At 68.6% G+C, this 25192-nt stretch carries 25 protein-coding genes and 1 pseudogene; 17 read left to right on the top strand and 9 right to left on the bottom strand.

Going from position 1 to position 25192, the window contains the following annotated elements:
* Positions 1 to 147: 147 nt before the first annotated feature.
* Entirely contained in the window at positions 148 to 450 is a 303-nt protein-coding gene (locus C8P66_RS19865; RefSeq protein WP_111400025.1) for a hypothetical protein, read from the top strand.
* A gap of 647 nt (positions 451 to 1097) precedes the next feature.
* Here C8P66_RS19865 and C8P66_RS19860 read toward each other — a convergent pair.
* The 4 genes from C8P66_RS19860 to C8P66_RS19845 form a co-directional block, all read right to left on the bottom strand.
* On the bottom strand, positions 1098 to 1382 hold the full coding sequence (locus C8P66_RS19860; RefSeq protein ID WP_111400024.1) for an acyl-CoA dehydrogenase family protein: 285 nt from the start codon (positions 1380 to 1382) through the stop codon (positions 1098 to 1100).
* A gap of 138 nt (positions 1383 to 1520) precedes the next feature.
* Entirely contained in the window at positions 1521 to 3143 is a 1623-nt protein-coding gene (locus C8P66_RS19855; protein ID WP_245903693.1) for a DHA2 family efflux MFS transporter permease subunit, read from the bottom strand.
* Positions 3136 to 4221, bottom strand: a complete 1086-nt coding sequence (locus C8P66_RS19850; RefSeq protein ID WP_245903692.1) for an HlyD family secretion protein — start codon at positions 4219 to 4221, stop codon at positions 3136 to 3138. The genes C8P66_RS19855 and C8P66_RS19850 overlap by 8 nt, the downstream gene beginning before the upstream one ends.
* A 53-nt stretch (positions 4222 to 4274) precedes the next feature.
* Positions 4275 to 4769 (bottom strand): MarR family transcriptional regulator, encoded by a 495-nt coding sequence (locus C8P66_RS19845; RefSeq protein ID WP_111400022.1) that lies wholly within the window; start codon positions 4767 to 4769, stop codon positions 4275 to 4277.
* Between the two features lie 228 nt (positions 4770 to 4997).
* Here C8P66_RS19845 and C8P66_RS19840 point away from each other — a divergent pair, with 228 nt between their 5' ends.
* The 4 genes and pseudogenes from C8P66_RS19840 (at position 4998) to C8P66_RS19825 (ending at position 8156) form a co-directional block, all read left to right on the top strand.
* The gene (locus C8P66_RS19840) at positions 4998 to 5786 is read left to right on the top strand and encodes an NUDIX hydrolase (protein WP_111400021.1); all 789 of its coding nucleotides are present in this window, start codon (positions 4998 to 5000) and stop codon (positions 5784 to 5786) included.
* A 480-nt stretch (positions 5787 to 6266) separates the two neighbouring features.
* Positions 6267 to 6578: pseudogene (locus tag C8P66_RS19835) on the top strand (IS256 family transposase); the annotation flags it as partial.
* A 225-nt stretch (positions 6579 to 6803) separates the two neighbouring features.
* Entirely contained in the window at positions 6804 to 7385 is a 582-nt protein-coding gene (locus C8P66_RS19830) for a cytochrome b/b6 domain-containing protein (RefSeq protein WP_111400020.1), read from the top strand.
* Positions 7386 to 7454: 69 nt separating this feature from the next.
* Positions 7455 to 8156, top strand: coding sequence for a VIT1/CCC1 transporter family protein (locus tag C8P66_RS19825; protein WP_111400019.1), 702 nt, complete (start codon positions 7455 to 7457; stop codon positions 8154 to 8156).
* A gap of 26 nt (positions 8157 to 8182) precedes the next feature.
* On the opposite strand, the gene C8P66_RS19820 is transcribed toward C8P66_RS19825, so the two are convergent.
* Genes C8P66_RS19820 through C8P66_RS19800 form a run of 5 tightly spaced genes read right to left on the bottom strand, consistent with a single transcriptional unit; the run spans position 8183 to position 13935 of the window.
* Positions 8183 to 9064 (bottom strand): FAD:protein FMN transferase, encoded by an 882-nt coding sequence (locus C8P66_RS19820; protein ID WP_211314213.1) that lies wholly within the window; start codon positions 9062 to 9064, stop codon positions 8183 to 8185.
* Between the two features lie 40 nt (positions 9065 to 9104).
* A complete protein-coding gene (locus tag C8P66_RS19815; protein ID WP_111400017.1) occupies positions 9105 to 11303 on the bottom strand; it encodes a PepSY domain-containing protein in 2199 nt (732 codons plus the stop codon).
* Positions 11304 to 11324: 21 nt separating this feature from the next.
* Positions 11325 to 11810: a DUF2271 domain-containing protein gene (locus tag C8P66_RS19810; protein ID WP_111400016.1), complete on the bottom strand. Its 486-nt coding sequence runs from the start codon at positions 11808 to 11810 to the stop codon at positions 11325 to 11327.
* A complete protein-coding gene (locus C8P66_RS19805) occupies positions 11807 to 13204 on the bottom strand; it encodes a histidine kinase dimerization/phospho-acceptor domain-containing protein (protein WP_211314212.1) in 1398 nt (465 codons plus the stop codon). Before C8P66_RS19805 ends, C8P66_RS19810 begins: the two co-directional genes overlap by 4 nt.
* 56 nt (positions 13205 to 13260) lie before the next feature.
* Positions 13261 to 13935 (bottom strand): response regulator transcription factor, encoded by a 675-nt coding sequence (locus C8P66_RS19800; RefSeq protein WP_111400015.1) that lies wholly within the window; start codon positions 13933 to 13935, stop codon positions 13261 to 13263.
* A gap of 145 nt (positions 13936 to 14080) precedes the next feature.
* Between C8P66_RS19800 and C8P66_RS19795 the strand changes: the two genes are divergently transcribed.
* The 12 genes from C8P66_RS19795 to C8P66_RS19740 all read left to right on the top strand — a co-directional run bounded on the left by C8P66_RS19795 (position 14081) and on the right by C8P66_RS19740 (position 25187).
* The gene (locus C8P66_RS19795; protein WP_111400014.1) at positions 14081 to 14356 is read left to right on the top strand and encodes a PepSY domain-containing protein; all 276 of its coding nucleotides are present in this window, start codon (positions 14081 to 14083) and stop codon (positions 14354 to 14356) included.
* Between the two features lie 1003 nt (positions 14357 to 15359).
* Entirely contained in the window at positions 15360 to 15602 is a 243-nt protein-coding gene (locus C8P66_RS24530) for a hypothetical protein (RefSeq protein WP_245903691.1), read from the top strand.
* A 22-nt stretch (positions 15603 to 15624) separates the two neighbouring features.
* A complete protein-coding gene (locus tag C8P66_RS19785) occupies positions 15625 to 17322 on the top strand; it encodes an efflux RND transporter periplasmic adaptor subunit (protein ID WP_146422983.1) in 1698 nt (565 codons plus the stop codon).
* A 1-nt stretch (position 17323) separates the two neighbouring features.
* Positions 17324 to 20437, top strand: coding sequence for an efflux RND transporter permease subunit (locus C8P66_RS19780; RefSeq protein ID WP_111400012.1), 3114 nt, complete (start codon positions 17324 to 17326; stop codon positions 20435 to 20437).
* A gap of 18 nt (positions 20438 to 20455) precedes the next feature.
* Positions 20456 to 20848 (top strand): hypothetical protein, encoded by a 393-nt coding sequence (locus C8P66_RS19775; RefSeq protein ID WP_111400011.1) that lies wholly within the window; start codon positions 20456 to 20458, stop codon positions 20846 to 20848.
* A gap of 10 nt (positions 20849 to 20858) precedes the next feature.
* Complete coding sequence (locus tag C8P66_RS19770; protein WP_146422981.1) at positions 20859 to 21392, top strand: hypothetical protein; 534 nt, start codon at positions 20859 to 20861, stop codon at positions 21390 to 21392.
* Positions 21385 to 22140: a response regulator transcription factor gene (locus C8P66_RS19765; RefSeq protein ID WP_456303651.1), complete on the top strand. Its 756-nt coding sequence runs from the start codon at positions 21385 to 21387 to the stop codon at positions 22138 to 22140. Before C8P66_RS19770 ends, C8P66_RS19765 begins: the two co-directional genes overlap by 8 nt.
* On the top strand, positions 22137 to 23483 hold the full coding sequence (locus C8P66_RS19760) for an ATP-binding protein (RefSeq protein WP_111400009.1): 1347 nt from the start codon (positions 22137 to 22139) through the stop codon (positions 23481 to 23483). The genes C8P66_RS19765 and C8P66_RS19760 overlap by 4 nt, the downstream gene beginning before the upstream one ends.
* 152 nt (positions 23484 to 23635) lie before the next feature.
* Complete coding sequence (locus C8P66_RS19755; RefSeq protein WP_245903690.1) at positions 23636 to 23968, top strand: DUF411 domain-containing protein; 333 nt, start codon at positions 23636 to 23638, stop codon at positions 23966 to 23968.
* Between the two features lie 94 nt (positions 23969 to 24062).
* The gene (locus C8P66_RS19750) at positions 24063 to 24266 is read left to right on the top strand and encodes a heavy-metal-associated domain-containing protein (RefSeq protein WP_111400008.1); all 204 of its coding nucleotides are present in this window, start codon (positions 24063 to 24065) and stop codon (positions 24264 to 24266) included.
* A 92-nt stretch (positions 24267 to 24358) separates the two neighbouring features.
* Entirely contained in the window at positions 24359 to 24904 is a 546-nt protein-coding gene (gene copM / locus C8P66_RS19745; RefSeq protein WP_245903689.1) for a CopM family metallochaperone, read from the top strand.
* A gap of 1 nt (position 24905) precedes the next feature.
* Positions 24906 to 25187: a DUF2933 domain-containing protein gene (locus C8P66_RS19740; RefSeq protein WP_111400007.1), complete on the top strand. Its 282-nt coding sequence runs from the start codon at positions 24906 to 24908 to the stop codon at positions 25185 to 25187.
* Positions 25188 to 25192: the final 5 nt, after the last annotated feature.

The following is a 25192-nucleotide window of genomic DNA, read 5'->3' as shown; positions in this document are numbered from 1 at the left end:
AGCCGCATCGACGAGCTCATGCCCTGGCACTGGGCGCCCGCGAAAAACAGCTGAGCGTCAAGCCGCAGCGACAAGGGCCCGGAACCACCGCTTACGATCGACCTGCAATCGCTGCGGCTTTACGGGCTGCCGGAGGCAGCACCCACGGTGCTGAACGGCACGCCGCTGCTGCCGCAGTCGGGGCAGCGGGAGTTCGCGGCGGAGGTGTCCTGGGACCTGCCCAGCCTGGCGCCGGGGGCGACGTCGCTGATCGACGTCACGGTGAGCGGCGCACGGGCGGGGGATCTGGCAGAAGCGTCGCTGGTGTCGTCGACGCGGTTCATCGAACTCGATGCTGCCGTGTGGTCGAACAACACGGTGCGGGTGATGGCGCGGAACATCTCCGCGGCGACGTTCGACCTGGCAGAGGCGACGCTGTCCGTGGGGGTGGCGAAGCGGCGAGTGCCCTGACGCCCTTTCCACTGAACAACTCCACGCAGGGAGGGGGCGCACCGCCCAACAACGCGCCCCCTCCGCCTTTCCTCCCGGCATGCCGGGACAAGTATGTGGCCGACCCTATGGCGGCCGGCCTGGTGGGCTCCCGACGGGTTCGCCGCCATCCCCACCACCGCCCTCGATCTGCCCCTCGTGCAGCGTCTCCGGCGGTCCCCGCGCTTTCGGGTCCGGGTCCCCGTCTCCATGAACGCTACGATAGCAGCACCACCCGGCGGTGGCGTCGACGAAAATGGGCAACTTGCTGCACTCGAAGGGCAACATGTTGCCCATGCCGAACATGCGGTCCGATGACACGGAAACACTCCTTCGCTGAACCGGCGGCAAACAAACCGGGTGGGGGTTGCGAAGCGGCGGGTGCCTCGAGCGAGGCCACAACATGCGATCCCTCCGTGCCCTCAAGTCTAAAATCCCGGGAGATCTTTGTCTCACCGTCATTGGCACGGAGGGGAGATCATCCAGACACTGCAGAGCGACGCGGGCTCGAAGGGTGGCTTTCATCGTGTCTACGCCGCGCCGGATGATCCGGTGACGATTGACGAGGCGCAGTCGCTCTCGCTGGTGATCCTCGGGCCGAACACGCCGCATGCGGGGAAAGGCGTGGGTCAGACCTTGGCTGCCGATGCTGTCACCGAGACGCTCATGCCCCCGCCGGATTGCGCAATGGCCTGCATCATCAGCGCCGCCTCGGTGATGCCGAGGCCGGCGCCGCCTACGTCCTCGGGCATGCAGATGCCGAGCCAGCCGCCCGCCGCGAGCGCCTGGTGCAGTTCCGTCGGGAACCCGCCCTCCCGGTCGCGCGCCAGCCAGTAATCGTCACCGAGATCGGCGCAGATGCGCCCGATGGCGTCCTGCAGCGCCTCCTGCTGTGGCGTCAGAGCGAAGTCCACGACGTTTCCCCCTTCATTCCTGGACGGCCGTGTGCGCCGATCGGTTCGGCCAGCCATCCGTCACGTTTGCGTCCCAGGCTGGCACGGCTCGGCCAGTCGTGGAAGCACCTCCGCCCAGGCCGCCGATGGCGGCGGCGTTCAGCCCGCATGGCGCGAGCGCACGCGCATCAGCCAGGCGGGCGGAATGGCGACGACGAAGGCGATGGCGACAAGCAGAAAGCCGTCCCGGTAGCCCATCATCGCCGCCTGCGCGGCCAGCATCCGGCCGAGATAGTCCAGCGCGTATCCAAGCCGCTGCCCTTCGGCGAGGCCGATGCTCTCCGCCCCGAAGCCGGGCGCGACGCCGCCTTCGGGAACGCCTCCCTCGGCCAGGAGGTAGGAGAGAAGCTGCCGCAGCATATCCACAGTGGTCGGATTGGCGGTGTCCTGGGAGGCGGCGAAGGCATGCGCGTAGAGCTGGCCGCGCCGTTCGCTCATCACCGCGAGCAGGTTGGTCCCGATCGCCCCGCCGAGCTGCCGGACGAAGTTGAGCGCGCCCGAGCCCTGGCCCAGCAGTTGCGGCGGAAGCGCACGCAGCGCCCCGGCGTTCAGGCTCGGCATGATGAGGGAAAGCCCGATGCGCCCCAGCGCGATCCAGATCGCCAGCGACCAGAAGGGGGTATTGGTGTCGAGCCCGGCCATGAGGAACGAGGACCAGGCGAAAAGCAGCAGCCCGGCGGTGATCATCACATCCGCCGGCAGCTTGTCGGTGAGCCGCCCGGCGATGGGGAACGCGATCGTCAGGATGAGCCCGGCGGGCATCAGCACCAGCCCCGATCGGGTCGCGGTGTAGCCCTGGATGGTCTGCACGAAGATCGGCACGAGGTAGGTCGAGCCGAAGATGCCGGCGCCGAAGACGATGGCGACGACGGAGGCGCCCGAGAAGCTCGGGAAGCGGAACAGCGACAGGTTCAGCATCGGCGCCGCGGTCCAGGTCTCCCACGCCAGGAAGGCAAGCCCCGAGATCGCGGCGATGGTGAAGTCGAGCAGCACCATGTGCGACATCCAGCCATGGCGCTGGCCGTTGGACAGGCCGTTGAGCAGCACCACGAGGAACACCGAGAGCAGGGCGAAGCCGATCCAGTCGAAGGGCTTGCGCGGGCCGGTGCTGGCGCGCCCGGGCATGAACAGCGCCGAGAGGAACAGCCCGGCGATGCAGGACGGCAGCACCAGGAAGAACACGAAGCGCCAGTTGAAGTTGTCCACCATCAGGCCACCGAGGGTCGGCCCGAGCGCCGGCGCCAGCACCACGCCGATGCCGTAGATGCCCATGGCCGAGCCGCGCCGATCGGGCGGGAAGACCTGGAAGATCGTCACCATCGCGAGGGGCTGCAGCACGCCCGCCGCGCCACCCTGCAGCACGCGGGCGAGGACGAGGACCTGCTCGCTCGGCGCCAGCCCGCCCATCACCGACGCGACGATGAAGACCGCGATGGTGCCGGAGAAGGTGGCGCGCTGACCGAAATTGTCCACCAGCCAGGCACTGATCAACATCGTGCCCGTCATCGCGGCGAGGAAGCCGGTGGAGATCAGCTGGGCCTTGTCCTGGCCCATGCCGAACGTGCCCATGATGTCCGGCAGGGCGACATTGACGATGGTCGAGCTGAGCACGGTGCTGACGGTGCCCATCATCGCCGTGATCGTGACGTACCAGCGGTAGTTCGGCCCCCAGCGCTCCATGAGCGCGGGGAGCGAGCCGGGCACCGGCGCCTGCTCAGTCACGGATGGATGCCTCGACCTCCACCATCATGCCGGGCCGCAGCCGCCCCTGCTCCTGCTCCTGTGGCACGCGGATGCGCACCGGCAGGCGCTGGGAGATCTTGGTGAAATTGCCGCTCGGGTTGGGATTGGGCAGCAGGGCGAATTCGCTCGTGGCGGCCTGGCCGACACGGTCGACCGTGCCGTCGAGGACCACCCCGGGATAGGCGTCCACCGTCACCGTGACCCGCCGGCCGGGGCGGAAATGGCGGATGTCGGTTTCCTTGACGTTGGCATCCACGCGCACCGCGTCGGGGTCATGGACCATCAGCAGCCGCTGGCCCGGTGTCACATATTCGCCGGGATCGACGAATACGCGGTCCACTCTGCCGTTGAACGGCATGACAATACGCCGGTCGGCGAGGTCGAGCGCGGCGCGCTCGCGCTGCGCCGAGAGGCTCGCTTCCTCCGCCGCGAGGGTGTCGAGCTGGCGCCGCAGCACGTTGAGCTGTTCGCGCGCCGCGTTGACCTCGGTGAGGGTCGCGCGCGCGTTGGTCAGGTCGGCACGGCGGGCGAGCACCGCCTGCCGGCCGGAATCGAGGGCGGCGCGGCTCTGGTCGAAGCGGGCCCTGGTCCCGGCACCCGTGGTCACCAGCTCCTGGGCGCGCGTGAAATCCGCCCGGGCCAGCTCGAACTGCGCCTCCGCGCCGGCGAGCGCCGCCTCGGCCGCTTCGACGCGGGCGCGCTGGGCCTCCCCCTGGCTCGCGGTCTGGTGGTCGATCATGACGATCCGCGCCTCGAGCTCCGCCCGGCGGGCTGCCACGCCGGCGAGTTGGGCCTCGACGTTGCGCAGGTCGAGCGCGGCGATGCGCTGGTCGATGGTGAGGATCACCGTTCCCTGGCTGACGGAATCGCCCTCGGCGACGGTGATCTCCGTCACCCAGCCCGGCATCCGGCTGCTCAGCACGACCATGTCGGCCGCGATGCGCGCATCATCGACGTGGATATGCGTGAACTGCTTCATCAGCCAGGACCCTGCGACGACGAGGAGGGCGCCGCCGATCACGACCGCGGCCGCCCGGCCGATGATCCGCCGCGTCACCCGCAACCGCGAAGGCCGGTCGGATGCGTTCGCCGAGATGCCGGCAGGCTGCCCTATGTCCATTCTCGCCTATGTCCATTCTCGCGATCCGGTGTCGTCGGCCCGCCGGCGAGATTGGCCGCCACGCGCCCGAATACCGCGAGGCAGACCTCCAGATCCGCCTCTGAAATGCCGACCAGCAGCTCCGACCGCACCGCGACCGCGGTCTCCTCGATCAGCCGGAGTACCGGCATTGCCTTGGCCGTCAGGTGAACGGTCTTGGAGCGACGGTCCTGCATGTCCCCGACACGCATGACGAGGCCTTCCCGCTCCAGGTGATCGAGGGTGCGGACCAGCGTCGGCCCCCCGACCCCGACCCGGGCCGCGAGATCCTTCTGTGTGAGGCCGTCACCACTGCGCGCGAGGTGCAGCAGGGTCACCCATCGGGCATCCGTCAGCCCGAAGGCGCTCAGCCTCCGATCGAGGCGCGCCCGCCAATGACGGGCGATCTGCCCCAGCAGCACGCCGAACTGCTCCTGGCGGCTGGAGGTGAGTGCATCCAATTTCATCGCCAGAGAACTATTATCAGCCTAATCGGTGCAATGCAATCGAAATTCATCGGCGGCAACCACGTTCGCGCCCTTCTGCCCGAGGCGGGGGTCCGCGGATGCGCGGCTCGGGGATGGTCCGCCGCGCCGCACAGGCGTGCCGTTGACGATCGCCGTGCCTGCTGTTCAGACTGAACGCACGTTCAGCGGATGGTCGCTCGCAAGCGAAAGAAAATGCTAGGGAGGTCCATGCCCGCCAGCCCTGCTTCCCCGGTTTCCGCCCGCCCCGCCGCGACCGTTGTGCTGCTGCGCGACCGCCCGCAGGGCATGGAGGTGTTCATGGTGGTCCGTCACCATGAGATCGACTTCGCCTCCGGCGCGCTGGTCTTTCCCGGCGGCCGCGTCGATCCCGGCGATGCCGAGATCGCCGCGAGCCTCGGCGGCGGTGCGGACGCCACGCCGATCCATGTCGCGGCGGTGCGCGAGACCTTCGAGGAATGCGGCGTGCTGCTGGCGCGACGCCGGGGAGAGCAGGCGCTGGTCAGCGCCGAGGTCTTGCAGCGGCTCGACGCGCCGCGCGCCGCGCTATGCCGGCGCGAGGCCACCTTCGTCGAAGTCCTGTCCGCCGAGGACCTGGTGCCCGCCACCGACCTGCTGGTGCATTTCGCCCATTGGGTGACGCCGCGCACGCAGCCCAAGCGCTTCGACACGCACTTCTTCCTGGCCGTCGCGCCGAAGGACCATCTCGCGCTGCATGACGGCGGCGAAGCGGTCGATTCCGTCTGGATCCGGCCGGACGACGCGCTGGGCGAAGCCGCCGCGGGGCGCCGCAAGCTGATCTTCCCGACGCGCATGAACCTGCTCAAGCTGGCGCGCGAGACAACCGCCGCGGCCTCGATCGGGGCGGCGCGCAGCGCACCCATCGTGACCGTCGAGCCGGAATTCGTGCGCGCCGTCGAGGGCGGGCGCGAACTCCGCATCCCGCTCGCCGCCGGCTATGGCGGCGAGGTCTTCCTCGCCCGCGATCTGCCGGCGTGAGCGGGCGCCCCCGCCTTCTCCAATGACTGAACCTCTCAGGGGCGGTCCGGCGCAGGCGGCTCGGCGGCGCGGGCGGGCGGGAGTGGTACAGCATGGCACCATGGCCGACCATCGGCGCATGCGGGGCCGGTTGCTGCTCCTGGTCTTCGACGGCCTGCTCTATGCCTACGCCACCCGGATCCCCGGCGGCGCTCGCCGGATTGCGCGACCCGCTCGCGCGGTTCGCCGCCGCGGTGGACACCTATTGCCGGATCGTCGCGGAACGGCCCGAGGCGACGCTGCTCGCCTGTCAGGAATCAAGCACGCTTCGCCGTCCGCTGCGCGAGCACATCAAGCGGCGGGAGATCGACGCCAACGCACTCGACGGCATCACGCAGAATGGTCACCCGGCAGTCCGGCGGGACCGCCTAGGCAAGCCGGCGCAGGCAGGCATCCTCCATGGTCATTGCGGCGGGTCGCGATCTCGTCCTTCCAGACGGCCTCCTGGAGGGCCTCGACGAGATCCTCACCGTCACTCGCCTGCGGCTGCCGAGCGAACTGCGGCGCTCGTTGGCCTGCACCAACATCATCGAGAACATGAACGGCACCATCCGTCGGATCTGTCGCAACGTGAAGCGGTGGCGTGATGCCGCCATGGCCCTGCGCTGGAGAGCGGTCGCCATGATCGAAGCCGCCAAGGGCTTCCGCCGACTGAAGGCCCACACGCGGTTGCCCAGCCTTCGCGCGGCCCTCCTGGCCCATCAGGCCTGCGCCGTCGGCGCCGAACTTGACCGTGTCTCCGAGGCTGCATAGCCTCCTCAACCAGCGACGTCCGCCGCGCTCATTTCAACATCGACCGGGACATCCCCCTGTAAGCAGTTGTTCAGGGGAAGGCGACGGGAAGCACCCGACGTTGCTGCGAGCGCCGTTTCACTGCGCCCCTCGGGCTGAGAGATTGACGTTCATCAAGGACACCGGCGGCGATGACGCTTAGCCTAGGCAAACACGGCATCCCCAGGCTGTTGCGCAAGGATCATCATGTCCATCATGCAGGGCCTACGGGCCTATCACGCCATTCTCGGCCTTCTGGTCATTGCCGGTTTTCTGACAGGCGACCTGGGCACGATCCACGCCGTCCTAGGCTACGCCATCGCGATCATCATCGGTGGTCGCCTTGTCGCGGCCCTCTCGGGCCTACGACAACTGGGCCTATCGCGCTTCTACCCTCAGTTTGAGGGACTGACGCTTGGCAATGCCTTTACTCACCCAGCCATCAGCAAGACCCTGTTGGCCGGCATCGCCGCCTGCCTGATCCTTGCCACCGCGACGGGGATTGCGATGGATCGCGGCAGGACGCTCGGTATGGCGAGCAGCGTCGTCATCAGCGAAGCGCAGGCGCGCGATGACGGCCGTGAACGCCGGCGAGACTCGGAAGCCCGCGGCGGAGAGCAGGAGAATGGCATCGTCGGCGAACTGCATGAGGGGCTGTCGAACCTGCTCATGATCATTGTCGGGCTGCACGTCGCCTACCTGTTTCTGTTCAAGCGCCCGCTGGCGCGCTTCATGCTGTTCATCGCGGCACCCAAGCCCCGGCAAGTTGAACCGGGTCGTGCTCCTTGACCCGCGGCACGCGCGCGGCAACAGGCCCCGGTCTCCGCGGGCGACGCCAGCCCCCAGAAGGAACAGCCCATGCCGCGCCTCCACCTGCACCCGGAACGCCATCTGGTCTCGCGCATCGGGTGGCTGCGGGCCGCGGTGCTGGGGGCGAATGATGGTATCGTCTCGACCGCCAGCCTGATCGTCGGCGTCGCGGCCGCTGCAGCCACGCAGAGCGACATCCTGATCGCCGGCGTGGCCGGTCTGGTTGCCGGTGCCATGTCGATGGCGGCTGGCGAGTACGTCTCCGTCAGTTCCCAATCCGACACGGAACAGGCCGACCTCGCTCGGGAAACCCAGGAATTGCGGGACAACCCCGTCTTCGAGCATGAGGAGCTCGCCGATATCTACGTCCGGCGTGGGGCGGACCGCGACCTGGCACGGCAGGTCGCCGAGCAGTTGATGGCCAAGGACGCGCTCGGCGCCCATGCGCAGGATGAACTCGGGATGTCAGAGATCACCACCGCGCGGCCCATCCAGGCGGCGCTGACGTCGGCCGCGACCTTCGCGGTTGGCGCCGCCATGCCCCTGCTGATGGTGGTCGTCGCACCGACCCACCTACTTGTCTGGGTCGTCTCCGGCGCCTCGCTCGCCTTTCTGGCTTTGCTCGGTGCCATCGGCGCCCAGGCGGGCGGCGCCAATGTGCTGCGTGCCACGGCCCGCGTCACCTTCTGGGGCGCGCTGGCGATGGCATTGACTGCTGGAATCGGTGCGCTGTTCGGCACGGTGGTGTAGCCGGCGCGGCCATCCCCGGATGTGGGTCAGATCGTGGAGCTGGCCGTCCCATCGTCGAACACGAAGATCGTGCCCATCCCCCTGTCAGCCGCGAGCTTGCTGGCCGCTTCCGCCCCTAGCACCATGAAGGCCGTTGCCCAGGCATCGGCCGCCATGCACGTAGTGGCCAGGACGGAGACGGACGCGATCCCATTGGCGATCGGCCGGTGCGTGCCGGGGTCCATGGTATGCGACAGCACCTTGCCATCCACCTCCACCCAGTGCCGGTAGTTGCCGGAGGTCGCGACGGCCATGTCCGTCAGTTCGATCACCCCCATCGCCTCTCTGCTGTGCCGATCCGGACGCTCATGCGCCACCGTCCAGGGCGTGCCATCCGGCTTCAGGCCGCGCGCCCGCATCTCCCCGTCGATGCCCACAAGCCAGGACCGAATCCCGAAGGCGTCCATCACCCGCGCCATCTCATCCACACCGAAGCCCTTGGCGATGCCTGAAAGATCGAGGGTGAGCGGTGCCGCCTTCCGCGCGCGGGACGTGGTGACATCCAGCTGCAAGGCCTTCGTCGTGGCGGCGCGCGGCCGTTCGGACGCGGCCGCGATGCGGAGTTGATCCGGCTGCCGCGTGCCAGGCCCGAAGCCCCAGGCCGACACCAGCGCGCCCACCCCGATATCGAAGGCGCCCTGGGTGGCCCGGCCGATCTTCAGCGCCTCGGCCAGCACCGTCATCAATTCGCGCGGGATCTTCACCCATTCGCCGACCGGCGCCGCATTCAGGCGGTTGAGGTCGGAGTCGGGCTTCCATGTGGACATCTGCCGGTCCACGCGATCCACAGCTTCGAAAAACGCAGCGGCCAGCGCCGCCGTTGCCATGCCGTCCGGCGCGAAGAACACCGCGGCGTAGCGTGTGCCCATGGTGGGGCCGTGGAGAGCGTGGCGCGTCATTGGCACGGCCTCAATAGACGTCTTCACGGTAGCGGCCCTCCGATTTTAGCGTTGCGAGGTCGAGGCCCAGTGGGTGCAGGATCGCCTCGAAAGCGCGGGCCACGCCGCCCGCCATGTCGCGCCCGCCGCAGACCAGCACTTGCGCGCCCTGCTGCATCAGGTCGCGCACCCCCGCGGAATCCGCCGCCAGCCGGTCCTGGACGTAGCCACCGCCCGGTACGCGGGAGAAGGCCGTGTTCAACCGTGCGAGGCGGCCATCCTCCACGTATTGGTGTAATTGCGGGCCATACAGGAAGTCCGAGCCGGGATGCCGGCCGCCCCAGTAGAGGTGCATCGGCCGGTGCCGCGTGTTGTGGCGAATGAAGCCCGCAAGCGGACCAATCCCAGTGCCGGCCCCGATCAGGATCACGGGCGCCTTGCCGCGGCTCGGGCGGAAGGACGGGTTTGGCCGGATGAAGGCCTCGATACGTCCGCCCGGCGGCAACTCATGCAGGAAGCCCGAGCACAGGCCGCCCGGCTGCTTGCGCACGCAGATTTCCAGCACGCCGTCGGTCGAGGCAGAAGCAAGCGAGTAGAAGCGTGGCAGGTCAGAGCCGGGGGCCAGAATACCAACAAGGTCGCCAGCCTCGAAGCGCGGCAGGCGGCGACGCCGCCAGAACCCACCGGAGGCAGGCAGCGCAAAGCTCAGGATGGCAGTAGGTGTTTGCGATTCCGCGCCGTACTCGACGCGCCCGGACAGCTCCAGCGCAGTGGTCTTGGGACGGGCGGCGACATGGGCCAGTTCGAGCTTTGTGCCGATCTCCTCGCCCAGTACCTTGCCCCAATCGGCGAAGGTCTGCGCCGATTTCCGATCCACCTGCCACGTATCGAACAGCACGGGCCAGCCCTTCGCGCGGAGCGCTTCGGTCACCTGTTCGGCAAAGCCGCAGAACTTCGGAAAGCTGCGGTCGCCGAAGCCGAGCACCGCGACGGGAAGCGCGCCACTCGCCCGTTCCAGGCGCTGCAGGAACAGCTTCGCGGATTCCGGCGCATCGCCATCGCCATAGGTCGCGGTCAGGATCAGCAGGCGCTTCGCCTGGGCATAGCGCGGCGCCAGGCTGTTCATCGGCCCGGCATGCACACGATGCCCGGCCTTGGTCAGTGCCGCGTGCAGCGTGACGGCGAAGCCCCAGGTGCTGTTGCCCTCGCTGCCGACGAGGATGATCGTGTCGGCGGATTGCGCGCCGACATTCTGCCGGATCGTCGGCAGCGCAGCGCGCCGGCGCCACCAGATCACGCCACCGGCGCCAGCCAGAACGGGCGCGGTGAGGGCGGCCAGGCCGAGCAGCAGCGCCAACGGCCAGACGCCGCGGCCGGTATGCAGCATGACGATGGTCTCGTGCACCTGCCGCGCTAGGCCGTTCGGCGTGAAGTCCAGCACCTGCCCGGTCGCGGCATCCACATGGGCGATGTCCTGAGCCGTGGTCAGCGTGTAGGTGTCGGTCAGGTCCGCGCCATAGGGAAAGGTGAGTTCGCGCAGCGCCGACAGATCCACGGCTTGCAGCGCCGCCAGCTGCCCTGGCGGAAGCCGCGCTGCACCGCTCGGTGGCACGAGCGCCGCGACCTCGGCCGCCGCGCCATCAGGCAGCACGCCGAAAGTCGCGAGCGACATCCAGCAGCCGGTCAGCGCCGACAGCGTGAGGCCGATCACCGCAAAGCGTCCGAGCTCGCAATGCAGCCGCTGCGAGAGAGACCCGCGGCTGGGCCGCAGGATCGCCACCCACCCGCCGAGCCGCGCGGCCAGCAGCATGGCGCCCGAGACGCACAGCACCAGCATCGCCGCCGCCCCCAGCCCTGCCGCCACGCGCCCTGCATCACCCATCAGGAAGGAGCGATGCAGGTTCGTGACGGTGCGCGTCAGGTTCGATGGCTCATGCGGCCCGATCGCCTGGCCCGTGAGCGGATCGACCAGCTCGGCACCTGGCAGGTCGGCCTCAAAATAGTAGGCGATGACCGTGCCGGAGGCCGTCCGCACAATGCGCTCCACCTCCGCATGCCGCGCTTGCACGGCCTCGGCGATGGCGGCCACGCTGACCTGACCGGTCGCAGGAATGGTGGAGCCGCTGCGATCGACAATCGAGTCGAAGGCGAGGAAGGCGCCCGTCAACGCCAGCGCCGCGATCAGCAGCGCGGCGAAGAGGCCCGGCAGGGAGTGGAGGCGGCGGAGCATGTCAGCGATCCAGCGTCGTCGTCACATGTCGAACTTGAAGGACGCGACATAGCCGCGACCCGAGACGGCACGGCCATTGGCCGCGGTCGTCAGCGGCGCGGTGATCTCACCAGGGTTGTCACGCCCGTCCTCGACTGCAGTATCGACGCGGATCTGGTAGCCGGCATCGATCAGGGCATCGGCGATGTCGACGGTGACACGAAGCGTCTGGCCGCTGCCGACGCTCGCCCCGGTGATGCCGTCGATGCGTGCGGTCTCGGCGGCTCGTCCACGCGCCCAGGCGCTCAGATGCGAGTGGTACTTGGCCTTGCCCCCCGCGACGCGCAGCGTGGAATGGAAGCGGCCCTGCGCATCCACTAGGTAGATCGCAAGGTAGGCGCCATTGCCGCCATAGGGGCGCAGCTGCGTCGTGAGCGTGAGGCTGCGCGCCTCGGCCGGCGGCGCGAAGGCCATGGCCGGCAGGGCGAGCGTGGCGGCGAGGCCGAGTGTGGCGACGATCTTGTTCATCGAATCTCTCCAGCAGGAACTGCGATGCGGGAGAGATGGACGTTCAATCTGACGCCGGCCTGAACCCGAACGGGCAAACCGTTCATCCGCGGTTCAGCGTGACGCAGGAACTCCAGGTAGCCGGACGCGCGCCTCGAACCCCGAAGATCGGCCCGGCACGGGCGAGAACAGTTCCAGGCTGGTGCCGGCCCCGGCCACGATCGCCTCGGCAATCGCCAGACCGAGACCCGAGCCGGTCGCGGGGCTGCCCCTCGCTCGAAAGGCCGCTTGAGGCGGGCCATCGTCTCCGTCGTGACCACGGCGCCGCCGTTGGATACACGCAGCAGGCCATCGTCGCTCAGCGCGACCGATACCGGCTGATCGGCCGCGCCGTGCTTCAGCGCATTCTCGATGAGGTTGCGGGCCAGGATGGCGAAGGCGTCGGCGTCCATGCGGGACAGCAGGACGCCGGTCATGGGCAGCGTGATGGCCAGCCGGGCAGCGCCCGGATCGTCCCTGAACTCATCGAGGACGAAGCCCAGCACCTGCGCCAGATCCTGCGGGGTCTCCGCCAGCAGGCCCGCCCCCTCGGCCTTGGCCAGCTGCAGCAGCTTCTCCGACAGACGCGCCAACTGCCGCAGCGCCGCCTCCACGGTCCTAGCGCGTTCGCGCGCGGCGCCCTCCGGCACCTCGGCAATCAGGCGCTGCGTCTGCGCCAGCGCCGCCGCGACAGGCGTCCGCAATTCGTGCGCGCTGCTGGCGGTAAAGCCTCGCTCCGCCTCCAGCGCCCGTTGCAGCCGCGCGATCAGCCGATTGACCGAGCCCGCGACAGGCGCGAGTTCACGCGGAAGCGCTGTCGCGTTGACCGGCGACAGATCACCATGGCCACGCGCCTCGATCTCCCGTTCGAAGGCCTGGACTGGCCGCAGCGCGAAGCGCACCAGCGCCCAAACACCGATCTGGCTGAGCGGCAAAAGAACAGCCAGCGGCCACAGCAGCATGGCAACCGCATCGATCACGGCCTTGCGACGATGGCTGATCGGCTCGGCGGTGGTGACGAAGAAGGTGCCCCGCACAGCCGCCTCGGTGTAGAGGCGCAGGCCGCCCATGTCCTGGAACCCTGGTGTCGTCAGCACCGGGAATGCCGCCGGGTCGGCGTCGTGGGATTGCAGCAGGACGCGGCCGTCGCCGTCGCGCACGATATAGGTGATCTGCTCCTGGTGCGGCAGCACCGACGGCAATCGCTGGATGGGGCTATCGCCCTCGGCCGGCGGATCGCTGTTCAGGATTTCGCTGTAGGCCAGGGGCAGGATGCGTTGTGCGACTTCCTGCAACGCGCTGTCGAAGACCTCGTCGATTTCGCTCCGCAGGATCAGCCCCGCCGCCACGCTGCCCGCAAGCCATAGCAGGACCATCCCCAGCGCGAGGCCAAGGCCGAGGCGGCGCTGCAGGCTCTGCGGCCGCGACGCCACTAGGATGCCGCGCGCTTCGGCTGGCCAAGCCGGTAGCCCATGCCGCGGATCGTCTCGATGATGTCGTGGCCGAGCTTCTTGCGGATCCGGCCGATATAGACCTCGATGGTGTTGCTCTCGACCTCGGCATCGAAGGAGTAGAGCCGCTCCTCCATCTGCGCCTTGGTGACCAGCGCGCGGGGGCGCTGCACGAAGGTCTCGAACAGCACCCATTCGCGCGCTGTCAGGGTGATCGGTTGCCCGGCCCGCTGGATCAGCCGTTGCGCCAGGTCGATGGTGAGGTCGCCGATCTCGACCTGTGGATTGGGATTGCCGGCATATCGACGCGCCACGGCACCGATGCGGGCCGACAGCTCGGCCAGGTCGAACGGCTTGACGAGGTAGTCATCCGCACCGGTGTTCAGCCCGGCAATGCGATCGGAAATCTGGTCGCGCGCGGTCAGGATGATCACTGGCGTGGCATCACCCGCCGCGCGGCGCGCCTTGAGGAAATCCAGCCCCCTGCCATCCGGCAGCATCAGATCTAGCAGGATGAGCTCATAGGTCACCGTGCCGACGCAATCCCGCGCCGTGTCGAGCCGCGTTGCCCAATCCACCGTATGACCGTCCGCCGCGATCTGGTCCCGCACCGCAGCGCCCAGGATGGCGTCGTCCTCGATCAATAGAACTCGCATCCGTTGGTCCTTCGCGTCGCCGGCCGCTCCTGGTCGTAGTGCCGGCGCCTGACAGCAAGCTGAACCTGGAAGCCGCGGCATTCAGTCTGCTGTCAGGTTGGCATGGCTTTGTCATCCTATCGTTCAACTGACAGGATGCGATGCCATGACCCGACTACTTCCAGCGATCGCGCTTGCATTCTGCGCTCTTGGCACCGGGGCGGCCATGGCCGACCAGCGTTGCAACGTGCCGCTGGCGGATTGGCAGCCGCGTGCCGCATTGCAGCAGCAGGTCGAGGCCCAAGGGTGGCGGGTGACCCGGATCAGGACCAAGGATGGCTGCTACCGGGTTCACGGCACGAACGACCGAGGCGAGCGCTATGAGGGGACGTTCCACCCGGGCACGCTGCGGGTCCTGAAGGTGGAGATCGAGTACGACTGAGCAGGGCGTGAGGAGGCGTTCGCCCAGAGAAGGTTGGATTCGGGTTCCCACCGCTGCTCCATTTTTTCCTATCTTAATGCAAACTCACCATGGCTGTTGCGCCGTGAACCGCAGGTTTCCTTGGGTTTTGCCGGGCTGGCTTGAGGGTTGGAGAACGCAGCAAGCCCGGGAACTCCTCTCCGGAGGCTCCAAAGTCTCCGAAGCTCGGGGGTGGGGCGATTTACCCTACAAGCTTCAAACGACTGAAATCACGCATGATTCGTCGAAGCGGGCTCGGGGCTTTTCAGCATCCCTACCGGTCGCCAACGCGCATTCGCTCCGAAATTTCGCAGCAACCTACAAGCCGCTAGGCATCGCGGAACGTTCTCCGCGCGGCGCCGTTCCATGCCGACGTTCAGCATCGATCAAGCTAGGTGTCATTGCTATGGAGGTTGTCCCTCCGGGGCTGGGTTGAGAGGCTGTGGTTGCGAAGCCTTCAACCGCCAACCCGGAGCCCCGGATGAGCCTTTGTACCCGCAGCGATGGAACTGGTATCTCGTAGGCAAGCAGGTTGTTCGGATGAAGCCGGCGCCTGCGGGCGTTCGTGCCGGTGCTGGCTCCCGAAAGTCGCTCCCACGTCCGCGGATCGCTGAAATGGACGGTAAGGATGTCTGGCATGATCCGGTCAGTATTCACCGCGAAAACAGGGAACTCGGGCGATACGACGGTGCCATCGCATACCGTGGGGACGACGCCATAGGCGCCTTCCCATGCCATGAGCGTGGGGTAGGTAAAATCTCCAGGCGAAGCGTGGTCAGACGGGGACGGGTGCGGCCGTGCGGCGGGTCGTTCCATGCCCACTTCCCGCTGGAGCCGCTCCGCGACCTCGCCGGGCTCCAGGCGAAGCTCGCGCTTAATCAGGTCCACGCCGCCGCCGCCGGTGTTCGCTTCATGGTCAAACCAGGTCCCGGCCTTCGGGCCGGCCATCGCTGTCCGCACCCTCGACCTGCCGCGCGGCGTCCGCGTGGAAATCCGCCCCGCCACCACCGCCGTGATGGCCGCCGTCCAGGCCGGCTCAACCCGCCGCCTCGGCGCGTTGCGGGCCTCGGAGGCCGATCTCGACCCCGACATGGCCCGCGGCCTGGCCTTCGCCTTCTTGGTTAAGGCGCTCGCCCCCCGCCAAGTGCCCGCTGTCTCCATTGCAATGTTTTGTCATGATTGGGCAACGCCCGCGACGTCCTGCGCCGTCAGTTTGGGAAGGCGGTGATTGGGTCTAAGGGGGCGCGCGCGTGCTGATTCGTATGTTGTTGCTTGTCACGTTGCTAGCCGCAGTTGGCTTCCGCCCCGCATTCAGCCATGAAGGCCATTCCCATGGCGACGAACCCGCGCAGCCTGCGGCGGCCGCACCGCGCGCCGAGGCGTATTCCGACCTGTTCGAGATCGTTGCAGTGCTGGGACCGGACCGGCGGCTCTGGCTCTACCTCGACCGACACGCAACGTCGGAGCCGATCGACGGCGCCACGGTGCAGGTTACCGTTGATGGCGAGGACATTGGAACGGCCACCCGCGCAAGCGACGCGGTCTATGTGCTCACGAATCCTATCCTGGAACGCCCAGGCCAGCGGAACATGGTCTTCACCATCACGGCCGGCGAAGACATGGACCTGCTGCCGGCGACGCTTGTGATTCCCGCCGGCGTTGCCGCCGCGACCTCTGCGCCAGGGCCCGCCGATCTGGTCTCGACGGCGTTGCGCGAGCCTTACGTGTGGGCGGCGGGGCTATTCCTGTTGCTGGTCGGCGTCGCCATCGGCCGTGCAGCGGCGCCGCGGCCATTGCCTCCACTTGTCGTCGTCGAACCGTCAGCAACGGGCACGCGCCCACATGCTTTGCCGTCCAGCGCGCCGATGCCCGAGCGCGTCGCCGCCGCGCCGGCTGTGATGGCCCTGGCGGCGATCCTCCTGGTACCGATGATCGCCTGGGCACAGCCCTTGGACGCGCCCCGGCGGCAACCGGACGGCAGCATCTTCGTGCCCAAGCCCTCGCAACGCCTCCTCGGCCTCCGAACCGGCCCCGCTGAACCTGGCGAGGCTTTCGTTCCCGTGCACCTCACGGGACAGGTGGTCGCGGACCCCAATGCCTCCGGCCGCGTCCAGGCGTCCGAAGCCGGCCGCATCGAGCCTCCGGAAGGCGGCTTCCCGGCGCTTGGCCAGCGCGTGGCTCGCGGCGAGGTTCTCGGCTTCGTCGTGCCTATCATGGCGGCGCAGGATCGGGTCGGCGTGCGCGCAAGTATTGCCGAGCTCGATGCGCTTATCGTCATAGGCGAGGCGCGGGTCCGCCGGCTGACCGCACTGGCCGGCACCGTCGCGGCACGCGAGATCAGCGATGCCCGCGCCGACCTCGAAGGCCTGCGGCAGCGCCGCGCGGCGAACCTGCCGGCCGTGACGGGGCGGGAGCCGATCGTGGCACCCTCCGCCGGCGTGATCAGCGTGGTCCGTGTGGCCGCCGGTCAGGTGATCCAGGCGCAGGAACCCCTGTTCGATATTGTCGATCCCGCCCGGCTCTGGGTCGAGGCCATCGCCTTCGACCCCGCCGCGGTGGCGGAGGTCTCGGCCGCCTCGGCCATGACGGCCGGTGGTCAGGCGCTGCGGCTCGGCTTCGTCGGGCGGGGCATGACACTGCGCCAACAGGGCCTGCCACTTCATTTCCGCATCGAGGGCGGTGCCCCCGGCCTCGCCGTGGGGCAACCCGTGACCGTCCTGGTGGAGACGCCGCGCCGCACCGCTGGCATCGTGCTGCCCGCCGAAGCGGTGGTGCGCAACCCCGAGGGCGGCCAGGTGGTCTATGAGATGCCGAGCGCCGAGCGCTTCCTGCCGCGGCCGGTGCGCGCCCAGCCCCTCGACGGACAGCGCGTGCTTGTCACGGCCGGGCTGGAGCGCGGGGCCCGCGTGGTGACCAGTGGCGCCGGGCTGATCGCGCAGGTCCGCTAGCGTGTTCAACATCCTCGTCACCGCCAGCCTGCGGAACCGGCTGTTCGTGTTGGTCGCGGCGGCGATCCTGGTGGTCTACGGCGCACTGGCGCTGCAACGCCTGCCGGTGGATGTCTTCCCCGACCTTAACAAGCCGGTCATCACCCTGATGACGGAGGCCGAGGGCCTGGCGCCGGAGGAGGTGGAGCTTCTCGTCTCCTACCCGATCGAGACGGCGATGAACGGCATGCCGGGCGTGACGCGTGTGCGCTCCGTCTCGGGTGTCGGTCTTTCGATCGTCTTCGTGGAGTTCGACTGGGGCACCGACATCTGGGTGAACCGTCAGCAGGTGGCGGAGCGCCTCTCGCTCGTGCGGGCGCAACTGCCTGCCAATGTCGCGCCGCAGATGGCGCCCATCTCCTCCATCATGGGCGAGATCATGCTGGTGGCGATGTCCACCGATGGCCGCGCCAGCCCCATGGAATTGCGGGAATTGGCCGATTGGGTGGTGCGACCGCGGCTGCTGACCATCCCCGGCATCTCGCAGGTGATCCCGATCGGCGGTGAGGTTCGGCAGTATCGCGTGACGCCGGATGTCGCGCGGATGCATGCGCTGGATGTCACCCAGGAGCAGGTGCACGCCGCCCTTCGGCAATTCGGCGGCAATACCGGCGGCGGCTATGTGGATCAGGCGGGGCGCGAATACCTGATCCGCAACATCGGCCGCACCACGCGCCTCGAGGATCTGGCCAATACACCCGTGGCAGTGCGGGCCGGCCAGCCGATTCCACTGCGACAGGTCGCGACGGTCGATTTCGCCGCACGGCTCAAACGCGGCGAGGCCGGCAGCATGGGCCAGCCGGCGGTCATCCTGTCCATCCAGAAGCAGCCCTCGGCCGATACGGTGGCCCTGACCGCCCAGGTGGAGGCCGCGCTGGCCGAATTGCAGCGCGCCATGCCGCCGGGCGTGCTCGCGAACAACGTGCAGTTCCGCCAGGCCGACTTCATCGGCGCCTCGATTGGCAATGTGCAGATCGTTCTGCTGGAAGCGGTCGCCGTCGTTGCCGTGGTGCTGTTCCTGTTCCTGCTGAACAGCCGCACGACCTTCATCTCGCTCACCGCCATTCCGCTGTCGGTGTTGATCACCGTGGTGGTGTTCCAGTTGCTTGGCCTGTCGATCAATACCATGACGCTGGGCGGCCTTGCGATCGCCATCGGTGAGTTGGTGGATGACGCGGTGGTGGATGTGGAGAACGTGTTCCGCCGTCTCCGGGAGAACCGCGCGCGGCCAGATCCGTTGCCCGCGATCACCGTCGTGGCGCGGGCGAGCCAGGAAGTCCGCTCGGGCATCGTCTATGCGACGATGATCGTGATCCTCGTCTTCGTGCCGCTGTTCGCGCTGACCGGTATCGAGGGGCGGTTGTTCGCGCCGCTTGGCGTCGCCTATATCGTCTCGATCCTGGCGAGCCTTGTCGTCTCCATCACGGTCACGCCGGTGCTCTGCTACTACCTGTTGCCGCGCATGAAGCGGATGGAGCACGGCGACAGCGCGTTGGTCCGGGTGCTCAAGCGCTGGAACGAGCGCGCGCTGCTCTGGGCCTTTGCCCGCGCACGGCTCGTGTATCTGTTGGCCGGCGTGGGTGTGGCGGGCGCGCTCGCCACTGTGCCCTTGCTGCCGCGCTCCTTCCTGCCGCCCTTCAACGAGGGTACGCTGACCATCAGCCTACAGTTCCAGCCCGGCATCAGCCTGACCGAAGCCAACCGGCTCGGCCGCCAGGCAGAGCAGTTGATCATGCAGGTGCCGGAGGTTCGCACCGTGGGGCGCCGGACCGGCCGCGCCGAGCTGGATGAGCATGCCGAGGGCGTGCATTCCGCCGAGATCGACGTTTCCCTCCACGCTTCCGCGCGCGGCAAGCAGGCGATCTCGGCCGATATCCGCGCGCGCCTTGCGGTACTGCCCGGCAGCGCCAATGTCGGCCAGCCCATTGGGCACCGGCTCGACCACATGCTGTCCGGCGTGCGCGCCGAGATCGCGCTGAAGATCACCGGCGACGATTTGGACACCCTGCGCACTCTGGCCGAGGGCATGCAGCGGCGCCTGGCGTCGATCCCCGGCCTGACCGACTTGCAGGTGGAGCGCCAGGTGCGCGTGCCGCAGCTTCAGGTGGCGGTGAACCATGAACGCGCGGCGCTGTATGGCGTGTCGGCCGCATCCGTCGCGGAGACCCTGCAATCCCTGTCGGGCGGCCAGGTCGTCAGCCAGGTGGTGGATGGGGCGCGTCGGTTCGACGTTGTGCTGCGCCTCGGCGACAGCGATCGCACCGGCGCCGGGCTTGCGGCCGTGATGATCGAGACACCGGGCGGCCGGGTGCCCTTGTCGCTGCTAGCAGAACTCCGCGACACCGATGGCCCGAACCAGATCCTGCGGGAGAATGGTCGGCGGCGGATCGTGGTGCTGGCCAACACCGATGGCAGCGACATGGCCGCCATCGTCGCCCGCATCCGCGCCGAGATCGAGACGGCCGCGCTGCCGCCCGGCTACTTCTTCACGCTGGAGGGGACCTTCCAGGCGCAGGAGGAAGCCGCGCGGCTGATCGCCGGGCTGTCGCTGGTGTCCCTGTCGCTGATCTTCATGGTGCTCTACAGCCGCTACAAATCGGCGGTGCTGGCGCTGATCATCATGGGCAATGTGCCGCTGGCGCTGGTGGGCGCGATCGCGGCGCTATGGATCGCGGGGCAGCCGCTGTCGGTGGCGTCGATGATCGGCTTCATCACGCTGGCCGGCATCGCAACCCGCAACGGCATCCTGAAGGTGAGCCACTACCTGAACCTCGCCCTGCTCGAAGGCGAGCGCTGGGGGCTGGCGCTGGTGATCCGCGGCAGCCTGGAACGCCTGACACCGGTGCTGATGACGGCGCTTTCGGCTGGCTTCGCACTCATCCCGTTGATGATTGGCGCCAGCGAGCCGGGCAAGGAGATCCTGCACCCGGTCGCTGTCACCATCTTCGGCGGGCTAATCACCGCGACGCTGCTCGATACCTTCCTGACGCCGCTGCTGTTCCACCGCTTCGGCCGCCCCGCCCTGGAGCGCCTGCGCACCGTCCAGCAGGAGCTGAAGGTGGCAGAGGCCTATTGATCCATGAGGAACCCAACCATGACCCCACGCCGCCACCTCGCCGCGCTGCTCACCGGCTTCGTCCTCGCCCCTGTCGCCGGGCGCGCGCATGAGCCGCGCCGTGGGCCGAATGGCGGCCAGAAGGTGGATATTGGCAGCAACCACGCCGAGCTGGTGGCCGAGGGCAATACGTTGCGGCTGTTCCTGTTCGACGGCGCCGACCGGCCCATTCCCGTGGCCGGCGTCACGGCGCAGGTCGTCATCCTCGCCGGCGGGCGTCAGGCCACCATCGCCCTCGCCCCCACCGGCGACACTGTGCTGGCCGGTACCGGCGACTTCGTGGCAGCGCGCGGCATGCGCGCGGTTGTCACGCTGACGCTGCCCGGCCAACGTCCAGCGCAGGCGCGATTCACGCCAATGGATCAGAACTGAGGAGGGCGTGATGCGCTCGACATTAACCGCCTTGGCCCTCCTTCTCGCGCTTCCCGCTTGGGCCAATGCTCCCTCGCCCTATGCCGGCATGACGGACCGTCCGATCCGCGCGCTGTCGGCCGAGCAGCAGGCGGATCTGCTCGCCGGCCGCGGCATGGGCCTGGCGCTGGCGGCGGAGCTGAATGGCTGGCCGGGGCCCGTCCATGTCATCGAACTGGCTGGGGCGTTGCGGCTGACACCGGCGCAGCTTGCCGCGGCGCAACGCCTGATGACGGAGATGCAGGCGGCGGCCAGCGCCCTCGGCGCCCGGCTGATCGAGGAGGAGCGCGCGCTCGATGCCGCCTTCCGGGACCGCAGCATCACGCCGTCCGATCTCTCGGCCCGCACGGCCCGCATCGCGGCATTGCAGGGGGAGATTCGGGATGTGCATCTGCGCGCGCATCTGACGCAGGCGGCGCTGCTGAACACAGAGCAGATCGACGCCTATGGGCGCCTGCGCGGCTATGCCGGCGGCACGCCGCAGGGCGGCCACAGGCATCATTGACGTGATGGCGCCCGACAGCCTGCCGCAGGAAGCCCACATCCTCGTTGTCGAGGATGATGGGGAGATGCGCACGCTGATCGCCAAGTTCCTGCGCCAGAACGGCTTTCGCGTTACCGGCGCGCGCGATGGGCGCGAGATGTGGGAGGTGCTGGCGGGCGCGCCGGTCGATCTTGTGCTGCTCGACGTGATGCTGCCAGGCACCTCCGGCCTTGACCTGTGCCGCGCGCTGCGCGCCAAGTCGGGCGTGCCGATCATCATGGTGACGGCGCGCGGCGAGGAGACGGACCGTGTGCTCGGCCTCGAACTCGGCGCCGACGACTACATCCCGAAGCCCTTCGGCCGGGCCGAATTGCTGGCCCGCGTGCGCGCGCTGCTGCGACGGTCGCGTGGCGATGCCGGGGACCCGGTGGGAGGCCAGGCAGGCGAGCGCATCGTCTTCGCCGATTGGACACTCGACACGCGGCGGCGCGAACTCAGCGCGCCGGATGGCACGGCGGTCGACCTCTCCGGCGGTGAGTATGATTTGCTGCTCGCCTTCTGCGAACACGCGCAGCGCGTGCTGAGCCGCGACCAGCTGCTGGATCTCGCCCGCAACCGGATGGCCTTCAACGGCACCGAACGCTCGGTCGATGTCATGGTGAGCCGGCTGCGACGCAAGCTGGAGCCGACGGAGGACAGCCCCGCCATCATCAAGACGGTGCGCGGCGCGGGATACATGCTGGTGCCCACGGTGAAGCGCGCGACATGAACTGGCTTCGCCACCTGCTGCCGGACACCTTGGGTGGGCGGATCGTGCTCGTGCTGCTGGTCGGCCTGATGGCCTTCCATCTCGGCAGCCTCTGGCTGCACCAGATCGGCACCGAGGCGGTCCTGGGCACCACGCGTGAGGCGCAGCTCGCGGAGCGGTTGGTGGCGGCGAAACGCGCGGTGGCCGAATTGCCCGTCGAGGAACGCGACCGCACCGCGCATGCGCTCTCCACCGCGAGCCTCGACATGCATTGGACGCCTGCGCCCACCGTGCAGCCGGTGCAGGCAAGCAGCACCCGCACCGATGCGCTGCGCAGCCGGCTCGGCGAGCTGGTGCCGGAACTTGATGTCACGGGCCTGCGTCTGGGCTACGGGGAGGATGGCGTGGCGGATGGCGAGGCGTCGCGGCACCTGCTGCTCGGCGCCCTGCCGCTGCCGGATGGCAGCTGGCTCAACTTCTCCGCCGCACTGTTCCGCCCGCCGGCACCGGAACACGCCACGCTGCTCTCCACCACGGCGATGGCGGTGGGGATCCTGCTGCTCGGGCTGCTAGTGGTGCGGCTGATCGGTCGGCCGCTACGCGCGCTGTCCGAAGCCGCCGATCGCTTCGGTGGTCCTGGTCCCGTGGTGCCCGTGCCCGAGGAAGGCCCACGCGAGGTGCGCCATGCCGCTCAGGCCTTCAACCGCATGCAGGGCCGCATCGATCGGCTGATCGCCGACCGCACCCAGGCCCTGGCTGCCGTCAGCCATGATCTGCGCACGCCCATCTCCCGGCTGCGCCTTCGCGCCGGCTTCGTCGAGGATGGCGAGGCGGCGCGCGCCATCGATGCCGATCTGGACGAGATGGAGGCGATGATCGATTCCACCCTCGCCTATCTGCGCGGCGAGACCGAGAGCGAGCCCCGCAAGCCGGCCGATCTCGTGGCGATGATCGAGACCCTGTGTGACGCGGCCGCCGATGCGGGCGCGGCCGTGACCTATGCCGGCCCTTCGCAGGCTAGGTTGGTCTGCAGCCCGGTGACGCTGAAACGTGCCTTCTCGAATCTGATCGACAACGCCGTGAAGTATGGGGGCGGCGCGCGCGTCGTCCTCGAAGACAAGGGGCGCGAGCTTCTGGTGCGGATCGAGGATGACGGCCCCGGCATTCCCGAAGCTGACATGCAGTCCGTGTTCGAGCCGTTCCGCCGCCTTGAGACCTCGCGCAATCGCGGCACGGGTGGGAGCGGGCTCGGCCTCACCATTGCCCGACGCGCAGTCGAACAGCACGGCGGTAATTTGCATCTAAGCAACCGGCCAGGCGGCGGATTGCTGGGCTCCGTTCGCCTGCCGAAACCCCAGAACTGAGGGAGCATGCGGTGATGATGGTTCGAAGGATTTTCATAACAGCCAGCCTTGCCGCGCTGGCCCTGCCGGCACCGGCCTGGGCGGAGGCACTGCCACGCCTGCAGGTCTGGCGTGATGAGAGTTGCGGATGCTGCGCCGGGTGGGTCGACCATATGCGGGCAGCGGGATTTCCGATCGAGGACAATGTCGTGCGCTCGCTGGCAGCCGCACGGCGGATGCTCGGCACGCCGTCCGATCTGCTGTCCTGCCATGCGGGGCTGATCGGTGGTTATGCGCTTGAGGGCCATGTTCCGGCGGCGGCGGTGACCCGGCTGCTGTCGGAGCGCCCTGCCGGAATCCGCGGCCTCGCCGTGCCGGGCATGCCGGTGGGCTCGCCCGGCATGGACGTCCCTGGCCTGGCGCCTGACAGCTATGACGTGCTGGCCTTCGATGCGCGTGGCGGCCGCACTGCCTTCATGCGTTTCCGCGGCGGCACACCGGTGTGAATAGGTCCGGAAAAGGGCCGCGTATGGCCCTTGACCCTCCCATGGGGGCAAGCACCACCTCTCCGGTTGGACCAGACCCCAAGAGGAGGGCGTGATGCATCGCTTCCGAATCGCGAACATGAACTGCGGCGGCTGCGCGAAGGGCGTCACGGCGACGCTGCGGCAGGCGGACCCGCTGGCGCAGATCGACATCGCGCTGGACACGGGTGAAGCGGCCGTGACGTCGGCCGTGGACCCAGCGCGCCTGGAGCAGGCGTTGCGCGATGCTGGTTGGCAGGCCGAGCGCATCCCCGCCTGACCCCGCGCTGACATGCTTTGTCATGACGGCGTGATGCTGGCGACATGCCGGGGGGCCAGCCTTCATAACATCGAACCAAAGGAAACCAGCACATGACCCGCCTCGCGCCCACACTTGCCCTTGCTGCCGGCCTTGCCACGCTGGCTGCGGCAGGCCTCGCCATTGCCCAGGGCACCATGCCGCAGCCTCAGCCCGCCCAGCCTGGCATGATGGGCCAGATGCCCGGCATGCAGCAGCAGATGCAGCAGATGCAGCAGCGGATGATGCCTGGCGCGCAGGCGCCGGGGAATGGTGCTGCGCAGGCGCCGGCGGGCGGTGCCGCACAGGCTCCGGCTGCGGCTGACCCGCATCATCCCGGCGCCACGCCCCCGGGGACCGCGGCGCAACCCGCCTCGACCGCCGCCTTCATGGCCGCGAACGAGAAGATGCACCGCGACATGGCCATCACCTTCACAGGCGACGCGGACCGCGATTTCGCAGCCTCCATGATCCCCCATCATGAGGGCGCGATCGCGATGGCGCGGGTCCAGTTGGCGCATGGTCGGGATCCGGGGATGCGCAGCCTGGCCGAAGCCGTGATCCGCGCGCAGGAAAGCGAGATCGCCACGCTGCGCGCCTTCCTGGCGCGGCCGCGCTGATATGGTCGACGAGACCACTCCGGGCTCGCATGCCAGGCACCCCGCCCAACGTGACAGGGGCGGCTGGTGGTGGACGCGGGGCGGTCTCGTCGCGATCGGGTTCCTCCTGATCGGGGCGTTCTACCTGTTGAGAGAGCACTACGGTCACACGCTCGGCGCGCTTCCCTACCTCCTTCTCCTTGCCTGCCCGCTGATGCACCTGTTCATGCATCATGGGCATGGGCATGGCCACGGCGGAGGCGGGCCGCACGCCGGTTCAGATCGTGGCGACGGAGCCAAGTGATCCCC

Origin of the sequence: Humitalea rosea (assembly GCF_003253705.1) — a bacterium.
In the GTDB taxonomy this organism is placed as follows: Bacteria; Pseudomonadota; Alphaproteobacteria; order Acetobacterales; family Acetobacteraceae; genus Humitalea; species Humitalea rosea.
The sequence above is the reverse complement of the archived record's forward strand: the minus strand, read 5'-3'. Positions and strand labels throughout refer to the sequence as shown.

Bases quoted from the DNA above. Each gene is read 5' to 3' on its own strand.
- C8P66_RS19760 (WP_111400009.1), top strand. From the start codon at position 22,137: ATGAACTGGCTTCGCCACCTGCTGCCGGACACCTTGGGTGGGCGGATC.
- C8P66_RS19800 (WP_111400015.1), bottom strand. From the start codon at position 13,935: ATGCGAGTTCTATTGATCGAGGACGACGCCATCCTGGGCGCTGCGGTG.
- C8P66_RS19845 (WP_111400022.1), bottom strand. From the start codon at position 4,769: ATGAAATTGGATGCACTCACCTCCAGCCGCCAGGAGCAGTTCGGCGTG.
- copM (WP_245903689.1), top strand. From the start codon at position 24,359: ATGACCCGCCTCGCGCCCACACTTGCCCTTGCTGCCGGCCTTGCCACG.
- C8P66_RS19740 (WP_111400007.1), top strand. From the start codon at position 24,906: ATGGTCGACGAGACCACTCCGGGCTCGCATGCCAGGCACCCCGCCCAA.
- C8P66_RS19840 (WP_111400021.1), top strand. From the start codon at position 4,998: ATGCCCGCCAGCCCTGCTTCCCCGGTTTCCGCCCGCCCCGCCGCGACC.
- C8P66_RS19820 (WP_211314213.1), bottom strand. From the start codon at position 9,064: ATGGGCACACGCTACGCCGCGGTGTTCTTCGCGCCGGACGGCATGGCA.
- C8P66_RS19805 (WP_211314212.1), bottom strand. From the start codon at position 13,204: ATGGTCCTGCTATGGCTTGCGGGCAGCGTGGCGGCGGGGCTGATCCTG.
- C8P66_RS19755 (WP_245903690.1), top strand. From the start codon at position 23,636: ATGCGGGCAGCGGGATTTCCGATCGAGGACAATGTCGTGCGCTCGCTG.
- C8P66_RS19795 (WP_111400014.1), top strand. From the start codon at position 14,081: ATGACCCGACTACTTCCAGCGATCGCGCTTGCATTCTGCGCTCTTGGC.
- C8P66_RS19750 (WP_111400008.1), top strand. From the start codon at position 24,063: ATGCATCGCTTCCGAATCGCGAACATGAACTGCGGCGGCTGCGCGAAG.
- C8P66_RS19775 (WP_111400011.1), top strand. From the start codon at position 20,456: ATGACCCCACGCCGCCACCTCGCCGCGCTGCTCACCGGCTTCGTCCTC.
- C8P66_RS19830 (WP_111400020.1), top strand. From the start codon at position 6,804: ATGTCCATCATGCAGGGCCTACGGGCCTATCACGCCATTCTCGGCCTT.
- C8P66_RS19825 (WP_111400019.1), top strand. From the start codon at position 7,455: ATGCCGCGCCTCCACCTGCACCCGGAACGCCATCTGGTCTCGCGCATC.
- C8P66_RS19770 (WP_146422981.1), top strand. From the start codon at position 20,859: ATGCGCTCGACATTAACCGCCTTGGCCCTCCTTCTCGCGCTTCCCGCT.
- C8P66_RS19810 (WP_111400016.1), bottom strand. From the start codon at position 11,810: ATGAACAAGATCGTCGCCACACTCGGCCTCGCCGCCACGCTCGCCCTG.
- C8P66_RS19815 (WP_111400017.1), bottom strand. From the start codon at position 11,303: ATGCTCCGCCGCCTCCACTCCCTGCCGGGCCTCTTCGCCGCGCTGCTG.